The 9676-nt window shown below is 69.0% G+C and carries 13 protein-coding genes and 1 pseudogene; 6 read left to right on the top strand and 8 right to left on the bottom strand.

The features are described 5' to 3' along the window. Positions 1-513, top strand: a pseudogene (locus A5696_RS01295) (hypothetical protein); the annotation flags it as partial. A gap of 17 nt (positions 514-530) precedes the next feature. Here A5696_RS01295 and A5696_RS01290 read toward each other — a convergent pair. Continuing rightward, positions 531-1145 carry a TIGR03086 family metal-binding protein gene (locus tag A5696_RS01290; RefSeq protein ID WP_067872164.1) on the bottom strand — a complete coding sequence of 205 codons (615 nt, stop codon included), beginning with the start codon at positions 1143-1145 and terminating at the stop codon, positions 531-533. 50 nt (positions 1146-1195) lie between these two features. Between A5696_RS01290 and A5696_RS01285 the strand changes: the two genes are divergently transcribed. After that, entirely contained in the window at positions 1196-1627 is a 432-nt protein-coding gene (locus tag A5696_RS01285; protein WP_067872161.1) for a MarR family winged helix-turn-helix transcriptional regulator, read from the top strand. Here the strand turns inward: A5696_RS01285 and A5696_RS01280 are convergent. Both A5696_RS01280 and A5696_RS01275 read right to left on the bottom strand, forming a co-directional pair. Further along, positions 1624-1770, bottom strand: a complete 147-nt coding sequence (locus tag A5696_RS01280; protein WP_064952447.1) for a hypothetical protein — start codon at positions 1768-1770, stop codon at positions 1624-1626. The genes A5696_RS01285 and A5696_RS01280 overlap by 4 nt on opposite strands. Continuing rightward, entirely contained in the window at positions 1767-2345 is a 579-nt protein-coding gene (locus A5696_RS01275) for an HhH-GPD-type base excision DNA repair protein (RefSeq protein ID WP_067872158.1), read from the bottom strand. The genes A5696_RS01280 and A5696_RS01275 overlap by 4 nt, the downstream gene beginning before the upstream one ends. Before the next feature lie 88 nt (positions 2346-2433). Between A5696_RS01275 and A5696_RS01270 the strand changes: the two genes are divergently transcribed. Beyond that, the gene (locus tag A5696_RS01270) at positions 2434-2937 is read left to right on the top strand and encodes a nuclear transport factor 2 family protein (protein ID WP_067872190.1); all 504 of its coding nucleotides are present in this window, start codon (positions 2434-2436) and stop codon (positions 2935-2937) included. Between the two features lie 24 nt (positions 2938-2961). Here A5696_RS01270 and A5696_RS27895 read toward each other — a convergent pair whose 3' ends face one another. Both A5696_RS27895 and A5696_RS01265 read right to left on the bottom strand, forming a co-directional pair. Then, complete coding sequence (locus A5696_RS27895; protein ID WP_197516864.1) at positions 2962-3138, bottom strand: DUF5302 domain-containing protein; 177 nt, start codon at positions 3136-3138, stop codon at positions 2962-2964. 41 nt (positions 3139-3179) lie between these two features. Then, positions 3180-3623, bottom strand: a complete 444-nt coding sequence (locus A5696_RS01265; protein ID WP_067872155.1) for a PPOX class F420-dependent oxidoreductase — start codon at positions 3621-3623, stop codon at positions 3180-3182. A 33-nt stretch (positions 3624-3656) separates the two neighbouring features. On the opposite strand from A5696_RS01265, the gene A5696_RS01260 reads away from it, so the two are divergent. Further along, positions 3657-4178, top strand: a complete 522-nt coding sequence (locus A5696_RS01260) for a DUF1697 domain-containing protein (protein WP_067872152.1) — start codon at positions 3657-3659, stop codon at positions 4176-4178. Positions 4179-4199: 21 nt separating this feature from the next. Here A5696_RS01260 and A5696_RS01255 read toward each other — a convergent pair whose 3' ends face one another. Then, positions 4200-4565 carry a GntR family transcriptional regulator gene (locus A5696_RS01255; protein WP_067872149.1) on the bottom strand — a complete coding sequence of 122 codons (366 nt, stop codon included), beginning with the start codon at positions 4563-4565 and terminating at the stop codon, positions 4200-4202. 37 nt (positions 4566-4602) lie between these two features. On the opposite strand from A5696_RS01255, the gene A5696_RS01250 reads away from it, so the two are divergent. Both A5696_RS01250 and A5696_RS01245 read left to right on the top strand, forming a co-directional pair. After that, on the top strand, positions 4603-5316 hold the full coding sequence (locus tag A5696_RS01250) for an NAD-dependent deacylase (RefSeq protein ID WP_067872146.1): 714 nt from the start codon (positions 4603-4605) through the stop codon (positions 5314-5316). 102 nt (positions 5317-5418) lie between these two features. Beyond that, on the top strand, positions 5419-6333 hold the full coding sequence (locus tag A5696_RS01245) for a hypothetical protein (protein WP_067872143.1): 915 nt from the start codon (positions 5419-5421) through the stop codon (positions 6331-6333). Between the two features lie 3 nt (positions 6334-6336). Here the strand turns inward: A5696_RS01245 and A5696_RS01240 are convergent, their stop codons facing one another. Next, the gene (locus A5696_RS01240; RefSeq protein ID WP_067872140.1) at positions 6337-6978 is read right to left on the bottom strand and encodes a methyltransferase domain-containing protein; all 642 of its coding nucleotides are present in this window, start codon (positions 6976-6978) and stop codon (positions 6337-6339) included. Positions 6979-7134: 156 nt separating this feature from the next. Then, the gene (locus tag A5696_RS01235; RefSeq protein WP_067872137.1) at positions 7135-9459 is read right to left on the bottom strand and encodes an MMPL family transporter; all 2325 of its coding nucleotides are present in this window, start codon (positions 9457-9459) and stop codon (positions 7135-7137) included. Positions 9460-9676 lie beyond the last annotated feature (217 nt).

Here is a 9676-nt window from a genome sequence, read left to right as displayed (position 1 = left end):
GGCCCCGCGCCCGGTGCCGGGCCGGCCGCTGATCCGGGACCGGCACCGGCCCCCGCTCCGGCGCCGGGCCCGGCGCCGGCCGCGACGCCGGAGTTCGGCCCGGACGCCCCGCCCACGCAGGACTTCATGTATCCCTCGATCGGCACCAATTGCCTTGCGGACGGCAGTAGTTCGATCGCGACCGCGCTCTCGGTGGCGGGGCCGGCCAAGATTCCGACCCCGGGGCCGGGGCCCGGCCAGACCGCATATGTGTTCACCGCGGTCGGCACGCCCGGGCCCGCCGAGGTGCAGAAGCTGCCGTTGAACGTCACCTGGGTGAACCTGACCACCGGCAAGTCCGGGACGGTCACGCTCAAGCCGCGCACCGACATCAACGGCGACGGGCCGACGACGTTGACCGCGATCGTCGACACCGGCTCGGGCAGCATCATGTCGACGATCTTCGGCCAGGTCACCACCAAGGAAAAGCAGTGTCAGTTCATGCCCACCATCGGCTCGACGGTGGTGCCGTAGCGTATTCGCTTGTGCCGTCAGGGTTTCCAGCCGGGTGAGCGGCCGAGGTGGGCGAGAATGCGGTCGAGGTCGGCCGCGCCGTCGGGCGCGGCCACGGCCGGGCGGAACGGCGCGCCCGCCGTGGTGCGGTAATCGCCATCCGGAATGACGAAGACCAGGGGTAGCACGGCGGCCAGGACCTCGTCCGGCAGCGCAAACGGGATGCCGACGCTCCGCGCGACATCCCAGCCGTGCACCACGTAGTCCACGAAGTGAAAGCCGATCGCTATCGCCCCGGGAAATCTCGCCCCGGGGCCGAACTCGGGCAACGCGAAGGTCGCGTCGAGCACCCCGTCTGCGGTGAACGCATCGAGCACCTCGGCGGCGGCCGCGGCATAGGTGCCGCCGGGATCGGCCGCGACGTCGCCGGCGACGCGGTCCGGAGCCCACACGGCCGGGCTGTCGCCGCCGCCGCGTGCGGCCGCGGCGAACCCGTGGTGCTCTGCGGTCATGTGGGAGAGCAGGTCGAGCAGGTTCCAGCCCGCGCAGGGCGTCGGGCGGCGCAGATCCTCGCGGGTGACGGCCGCGACGACGTCGACGGACGCCTGTATGGCGGCCCGGTGGAATGGTCGAACATCCGAAATAGTATGCATTCGTAGACGATAAGCCTGCGCTTATTATCTGTCAACGCTACGCTTCCGGCATGGCTCCGAGGGCACGGCGTCCCGACCTCGCGGCGATGATGGGGCCGCTCGTTCGCGAAATGATCGCCGCCGAGGTCCCCGTGCTGGAAGCGCACGGGTTGTCGATGTGGGGCTATATCGTGCTGAACGCGCTCGACCGCTCGCCGGTCCGCACCCAGGCCGCGCTGGCCGAGGCGATCGGGGCGGACAAGACGCGCATCATCCCCACCCTCGACGAGTTGCAGAGCCGGGGCTACATCGAGCGCCACCCCGACCCGGACGACCGGCGGGTGCGGCTGCTCGCGCTCACCGAGGCGGGCCGGGCCGCCAAAGACGCCACGCAGGAAGACATCCAGCGCGGCGAGGAGCGCTGGCTGGGGAAGTTGTCGGCCGACGATCGTCGCGCGTTCCTGCGCGCCCTGCGTCAGCTGTCGGCCGCCGACGGCGGCTAGTACGCCATGAACAGAATGGCGTCGCGGTCGTACTCGAGGCCCGGATGGGCGCTGGCAAGGTGGGCCTGGGTCAGCTCGACCAGTTCGTCCTCGTCCTTGCCGACGATGGCTTCGCCGCACGGACACGTTATGTGTGTCTTCACGTTGCCGCCTTTCCCTTCGCTGCTGCTTTCATCTGCTTCTTATACGACCGCACCTCGCCCAGCGAACGGGCGTCGACGATGTCGGCGACGGACAGGTGGGTGCCGGCCTTGCCGAAGTCGCCGGCCGCCTCCCGCCAGCCCGCCGGCGTCACGCCGTACTGCTTGCCCAGCAGTGCCAGGAAGATCTTCGCCTTCTGCTCACCGAAACCGGGCAACCCCTTGAGCCGCCGCAGCAGCTCGGGCCCGTCGGGGTCACCGGCCGTCCACAACCCGGCCGCGTTGCCGTCGTAGCGGTCCACGATGATCTGCGCCAGGGCCTGGATCCGTTTGGCCATCGATCCCGGAAAGCGGTGCACCGCAGGCCTTTCCGCGCACAGCGCGGCGAACTTGTCCGGGTCGTACGCGGCGATCTGTCCCGCGTCCAGGCCGCCCATCCGGTCCGCGATCTTCTTCGGGCCGGCGAACGCCGTCTCGAACGGCACCTGCTGATCGAGCAGCATGCCGACCAGCAATGCGAACGGGTCGTCGTCCAGCAGCGCGTCGGCGGCCGGGTCTTGGGCAAGGCAAAGTTTCACTCTCAACGACCTTCCTTCCGCTGAACACCCTACGACCGGGGCCCAATGGTTCGACACTTACCTGGTGGATGAAGCCGAGTTGACACTGATGCTGGCCCGAGACGAACTGCACCGGCTCGTCAATGCCTATTGCCGGGCCGTCGACCGCGCCGATTACGAAGCGCTCCGGGGCCTGTACCACCCCGACGCGACGGACTCGCACGGCTCGTTCTCGACGGGCGGCGTCGAACAGTTCATCGCGCAACTGCGGGCCGCCGAACCGTATGTGCGTGTCTCCCAACACAACGTCACGACGACGAACTTCGTGATCGAGGGCGACACGGCCCGCGGCGAGATCTACTGCCTGGTGTTTCACACCTTCGCCGGTCCCGAACACGACCTGGACGTGATCATCGGCGGTCGCTACCTGGACGGCTACGCGAAACACGACGGCCGCTGGAAGTTCCGCCAGCGCACCATCGTCGCGGACTGGGCATACCGCAACGACCCGTCCCGGGTGGACTTCGGACACCCCAGCACGCGGGGCAGCCTGCGCGGCGAACCGGGCCAAGCCGACCCGTCGATCGGCCTGTTCGCATCGCCCTCGGGTTGAACCGCAGCGGCTTTAGCGCAACCCCTACCCGCTCTTGCGGCGGAATTCGCGGCGGCTTTCCAGCGGACCGTGCGCCCGCGTGTGCTTGTCGCCGCCGTCCTTGTGATCGGATGCGCCCGCCGACTTGGCCTTCTTGCGATCGAGGGCTTCGCGGAACTTGCGCTTCGTGTCGTCCGCTTGTTGGGGGTCAGATTCGGCCATGACGGCAGCCTAGCCTGCAATGTGCGGCCCGGCTCGCGGTTTTAGCGCTTGCCGGGCGGCATGCCGTAGACGTGCGAGATCCCCAGCGTCATGAGGACCCGGCGGTCGGTGACCATCGCCTGCCGAAAGTCGTCCCAGTCGGGATGCTCCCCGGCGATGTTGCGATACAAGGCAATCAGCGCCTCGACGGTGTCGTCGCCGGGGGCGGCGGCCGGGGGCGTCAGATCCGCGGTGCCCTCCGCGACGGCGTACGACCATCCGTCGTCGGCGTCGACCAGGATCGAGGCCCGCGGGTCGCGGCGCAGGTTGCGGGTTTTGGCGCGGGGCTCGGTGATGGACACCCGCACTACCATTTCCCGCGGGTCGAAGTGGTAGCTGACATTCGACAGTTGGGGTCGCCCGTCGCGTTTGATGGTGGCCAGCACGCCGAGGGAGTTCCCGCTGATCACGGCCAACAGCTTGTCGTCGAAGACTTGGCGTCCCATGGGAGAGAGCCTACGTCGTGGTGAAATCGGGGTATGACCACATACGCGGCGTTCCTGCGGGGCGTCAACGTCGGCGGCGTCAACCTCAAGATGGCCGAGGTCGCGAGGGCGTTGACCGACGCCGGATTCGCCAACGTCCGCACGATCCTGGCCAGCGGCAACGTGCTGCTGGAGGCGTCGGCCGGGGCGGCCGCCGTGCGCAAGAAGGCCGAAGCCGCGCTGCGCGCGACGTTCGGCTACGACGCGTGGGTGCTGGTGTACGACATCGGCACCGTGCGCGGCGTCGTCGGCGCCTATCCCTTCGAGCGCGAGGTCGACGGCTACCAGTCCTACGTCACCTTCGTCGCCGACGAAGCGGTGCTCGACGAGCTCGCGGGGCTCGACAAGGGCGCGGGCTCCGACGAGAAGATCGCCCGCGGCGACGGCGCGCTCTATTGGCAGGTGCCCAAGGGCAACACGCTGGACAGCACGATCGGCAAGACGATGGGCAAGCCGCGCTACAAGTCCTCGACGACGACCCGCAACCTGCGCACCCTGGCCAAGGTGTTGCGCTAAAGCCCGGCGCGCCAAGCGCGCTCAGTCGTCGGGCACGTTGGTGAGGTAGCGCATCGCGTCGGACTTGGTCAGCCCCAACGCCTTCGCCACGTCGACGTACTCCCTGGCCGCGGCGGCCATCGCCGCGTCGGTGGGATCGAAGCGCGAGATGAAAGTGCCGAAGCGCCCGCGCGTTTCGACGATCGCCGCGGACTCCAGCTCGCGGTAGGCGCGGGCCACGGTGTTTGCCGCGACGCCGAGCTGACCCGCCAGGTCGCGCACCGTCGGGAGCCGGGAACCGGGCGGCAGCGCGCCGGCCCGGACGCCGTCGATGACCTGGGTTCTGAGCTGGTCAAACAGCGGTTTGCCCGCCTTGACATCGACCTTCAGCCAGTCCCGCAGCTCCACGTCTTCAGTATGTCCCAAGCACGACTATCTTTGTGGGATGCGAGTAACTGTGCTCAGCGGCGCGGGGATCTCCGCGGAAAGCGGAGTGCCGACATTCCGTGACGACAAGAACGGACTGTGGGCGCGCTTCGATCCCTACGAGCTGTCCAGCACGCAAGGGTGGCGCAAGAACCCCGAGCGGGTCTGGGGCTGGTATCTGTGGCGCCACTACCTGGTCGCCGACGTCGAACCCAACCCCGGGCACCGCGCGATCGCCGCCTGGCAGGACCACGCCGAGGTCACCGTCGTCACCCAGAACGTCGACGACCTGCACGAGCGCGCAGGCAGCGCCGCGGTGCACCACCTGCACGGCAGCCTCTTCGAATTCCGTTGCGACCGTTGCGATATGGATTACACGGGTCCGCTTCCCCGGCTGTCCGAGCCGACCCTGGAGGTCGAACCACCGGTGTGCCACTGCGGCGGCCTGATCCGGCCTGACATCGTGTGGTTCGGTGAGCCGCTGCCCGACGAGCCGTGGCAGCGCGCGGTCGAGGCGACGCAGTCCGCCGACGTGATGGTCGTGGTGGGCACTTCGGCGATCGTCTACCCGGCCGCGGGCCTGCCGGACCTGGCGCTGTCCCGTGGCACGGTCGTCGTCGAGGTCAATCCCGAGCCGACGCCGCTCACGCCGACCGCCACGATCAGCATCCGCGAGGGCGCCAGCCAGGCGCTGCCCGAGTTGCTGCAACGGCTGCCCGCGCTGCTGCAGTAGGCCTTCGCCGAGCCTGCGCACAGATCGCTGTTGGTCCACAACATCGCGCACTGAGCGCAGTTTCGATGCGCATGCGTCGGCGCGGTCCGCGAAGGTGCCGGAATGACGAGCCACCAACCCTTCATCGGCAGCGAGGCAGTGAAAGCCGGAACGCTGCGGAAGCACCAGCTGCGGGGCGGGTTCCGCGCCGTGTACCCCGACGTCTACGTTCGGCGCGATCAGCGGCTGACGTTGTGCGAACGCGCGGTGGCGGCCTGGCTGTGGTCACACCGTCAGGGGGTGCTCGCGGGATTGACCGCGGCGGCGTGGCACGGCTCGAAGTGGGTGGACGAGTGCCTGCCGGTCGAGCTGGTGTGGTCGAACGCGCGGCCGCCGCGCGGCGTGCGGACCTACGACGTCCGACTTCTCCCGCACGAATCGCGGCTGGTCGCGGGCGTTCCCGCGACCACAGCCGAGCGCACCGCCTTCGACATCGGGCGCCGCGCGCCGATCGGTACGGCGATCGCTCGCCTGGATGCGCTGACGAGGGCGACCGAAACGAAACCGAGCGAAATCCTCGCGCTGGCTGACCAGCATCGCGGCGCACGCGGGATCAGGCAGCTGGAAACGGCGCTGGAGCTGGTGGATCCCGGTTCACAGTCGCCGAAGGAGACGTGGCTGCGACTGTTGTTGATCCGCGCGGGCTTTCCCCGCCCGGCGACCCAGATTCCCGTGCTGGCACACGGAGGACAGGTGTATTACCTCGACATGGGTTGGGAGGACCTCATGGTCGCGGCAGAGTATGACGGCGAACAACACCGCCTGGACCGCTGGCAATATGCATGGGACATTCGCCGCAGCGAGGCGCTGGCCCGGGTCGGCTGGATCGTCATCCGGGTGACCGCAACCGACCACGAACCCGACATCGTCCGGCGCGTTGGAGATGCGCGGGGATCACGCGCATCGAGCCTGCGCACAGATCGCTGTCGGTCCAGAAAATCGCGCGCTGAGCGCAGGCTCGGCGAAATCGGCGGGTAAAGGCTACGGCCGACGCGCCCGGCCCAGCGCCAGTTCCGACACCGGCAACGGCGCCCACACCGGCAACGTCCATTCCCGCCGCGACGTGTCCATCCGGAACCCCGCGTCGATGATGGCGCGCTCGGTGTCGCGGTGGGTGTGACAGTTGCCGAACAGCCTCGGCCACAACGTCGCATCGGCGAGCCGCTGCACGCGTCCCCGACCGCCTGCGCTGGCCACATGCTCGAGAAAACGCAGCTCACCACCGGGCCGCAGCAACGAGTAGACCCGCTGCAGCACCCCGCCCGGGTCGCGCACCGAGCACAGCACCAGCGAGCACACCACCGCGTCGAAGGGCTCCGCGTCGCTGAAGGCCTCGGCGGTCTGCCCGATCACCGCGACCGGAACGGGCGCCACGGCGGCCGCGGCGCGGGCGTGGGCGGCCAGCCGCGGCTCCGGCTCGACCGCGATCACCTGTTCGACCGCCGGCGGATAGTTGGCGAAGTTCGTCCCCGCGCCCGCGCCGATTTCCAGGACCCGGCCCGACAGGCCGGCCAGGTTCTCCCGGCGCAGCGCCCGCACGGCCGGGGCCTCGTGGGCGGCGACGACCGGCCAGATGCGCGCGAAGAATGGATGGTCGAGCGCCGACTCCGCTACCTGCGTCATATCCGAGCGCCTTCCCGCGGCCGGTGCGCCGCGACCCATGCCGCCAACGTGTTGGTGTCCCGGCCGCAATGCCCCATCACCAAGTGCCCGCAGAATACCGACGCCAGCGCCCGGTCGGCGAACGCCCCGGCCCGACGCGGACCTCCAACCGACGCGTCAGCCAATACGGGTCACCGACTCCGTGACCGGGCGCCCGTTGTGCTGCACCGGCTCCCCGCCCGGCTCAGCCCGGAGGGCGATCTCGGAGGGCGCCTCGCTGATGCCGAACCGCTCGTGCACCCACACCAAAGGCTTTGGCGCCCACCAGTTCCAGCGGCCCATCACGTGCATGAACGCGGGAACCAGGACCATCCGCACGAGTGTCGCATCCGCGAACACGGCAAGCACCAGGCCCAGGCCGAACATGCGCATGAACGACACGTGCGCGGCGATCAGCGCGGCGAACGACATCGACATCACCAGCGCCGCCGCGGTGATCACCCGTCCGGTGCGGGCGACGCCGTGCGCCACCGCCTCGTCGTTGGCGGCGTGCGCCTCTTTGGCGGTGGGTTTCGCCGGCCGGTACTCCAGCCAGTACTCGCGGATCCGGGAGATCAGGAACACCTCGTAATCCATCGACAGCCCGAAGGCGATGCAGAACAGCAGCACCGGCATGTTCGCCACCAGCGTCCCGCTCGGCGTCGTGCCCAGCGCGCCGAGGTGGCCGTCCTGGAAGATCCACACCAGCGCCCCGAACGCCGCGCTCAGCGAGAGCACGTTGCACATCAGCGCCTTCACCGGCAGCACCACGCTGCCGGTGAGCAGGAACAGCAGAATGAATGTCACGGCGGCCATCAGCCCGAGCACCAGCGGAAGCCGATCCGTCACCGCGTCGACGCTGTCCCGGTTGACCTGCGCGACCCCGCCCATCTCCACGGATCGACCGCCCGGCCCGGGCACCTGGTGCAACCGTCTGAGCTGGGTGTCATTGGCCTGCGAAAACAGCGGGGCGGTGCTGCTCACGGTCATAAACGCGCTGCCGTCGGCCAGCCCGGTGGCCGCGGACGGCGGTCCCACCCGGTTGCCGCCCACGAAGGTCCCGTCCGGTGCCGAGACGCCCGATACGTCGGGTACCCGCGACAGGTCGGCGGCGTAGGTGTCCAGGGCCGCCGCGCTCAGCCCGCGGACGTCGGGGACGACGACGGGAACCGCGGTCGCGGAGTCGTGCGCGAAACCGGTGCGCAGTTCGTCGCCGACCTGATGCGACGACGCCGACGTCGGCAGCACCCGGTCGTCGGGAAAGCCCCACTTGACCGAGAAGAACGGCAGCCCGAGCAACAGCAGCAGTGCCATCACGCCCAGGCCGATCGGCGCCCAGCGACGCATGACGAACTTGCTGGACCGATACCAGAACCACTCCTCGACCGGCCGGTGCAGCGGGTCGGGGCGGCGTAGGGCATGGCGGATCAGCCGGCGCACGTCCAGCGCGTCGAGCCGGGAACCCAGCAGCACGATCGCGGCCGGGGTCACCACTATGGACGCGGTCGCGACGAAGGCCACGGTGGCAACGCCGGCATAGGCGAACGACTTCAGGAAATACATCGGGAACGCCACCGTCGCCAACATCGACAACGCCACGGTGACCGCCGAGAACAGCACCGTGCGGCCGGAGGTGGCCATGGTCCGGATCAGCGCCTCGTGGGGGTCGCTGCCCTCGGCCAACTCGTCGCGGTAGCGGCTGACGATGAGCAGCGTGTAGTCGATGGCCAGCGCGAGGCCCAGCGCGGTGCTCAGGTTCAGCGCGAAGATCGACACCTCGGTGGTGAACGTGATGAGCCGCAACACCGTCATCGAGCCGACGACGGCCAGCGCCCCGAGGGCCATCGGCAGCGCCGCCGCCAGCAGCCCGCCGAACACCCAGATGAGCACCAGGAAGCTCAGCGGGAGCGCGATCATCTCCATCAACACCAGGTCATCCTGGTTCTGCTTGTTGATCTGGGCGTACTGCATGGCCGGTCCGCCGGCGCGAACGGTGACGCCGTCGCGGTCGTGGACGAATTGGTCCGCCAGGGTTTGGGCGTTGCTCTGCGCGTAGTTTTCGCCGCCCCTGAGGTTGATGACGATCAGCCCCGACTTACCGTCCTTGCTGAACAGGTCGGCGGCGGCCTGCGGTGGCGCGGTCCAGGCCGAGGTCACGTTGTACACCAGCGGCGACCCACCCACGTCGCGGGCGACATCGGTGCCCACCTTGCGCGCCTGTTCGCTGTTGGCGCCCGCGGGCGACGTCACCATGATCAGCATCTGCTGACCGCTCTGGCCGAACTTGTCGGTCAGGATTTTGATGGCGTGGGCGGATTCCGAGTTCGGGTCCTGGAAGCCCCCCGGCGACAGGCTCTTGGCGACGGGTATGCCGAAGATCGCGGCGCCGATGAAGACGAGGATCGCGATCGCGATGATTCGCCGTGGCGCGGCAATGGCCAGTCGAGCGATCGCTTGCAACATATTCCCCGGTCCTCCCCGCCGCCGTGCCCGCTACGCTGGACCGCCCCCGTCTGCGGAACTCATCAGCGGTAACTGACAGGTGTAAAACAACCTTACCCACTAGTACGGTTCGGCGTGGGCGGATGGTTCAAACTGGCTCCGCCCTAAGATTTCGCCAAGAAACTGGCCCGCATCTAAGCCGCTCAGGGCGGTTACGGCGCCCGACGACCCGTCCTTA

Origin of the sequence: Mycobacterium sp. E2699, assembly GCF_001666745.1 — a bacterium.
Taxonomy (GTDB): domain Bacteria; phylum Actinomycetota; class Actinomycetes; order Mycobacteriales; family Mycobacteriaceae; genus Mycobacterium.
Note: the sequence above shows the minus strand (reverse complement) of the source record. Positions and strands in the feature narration are given on the sequence as shown.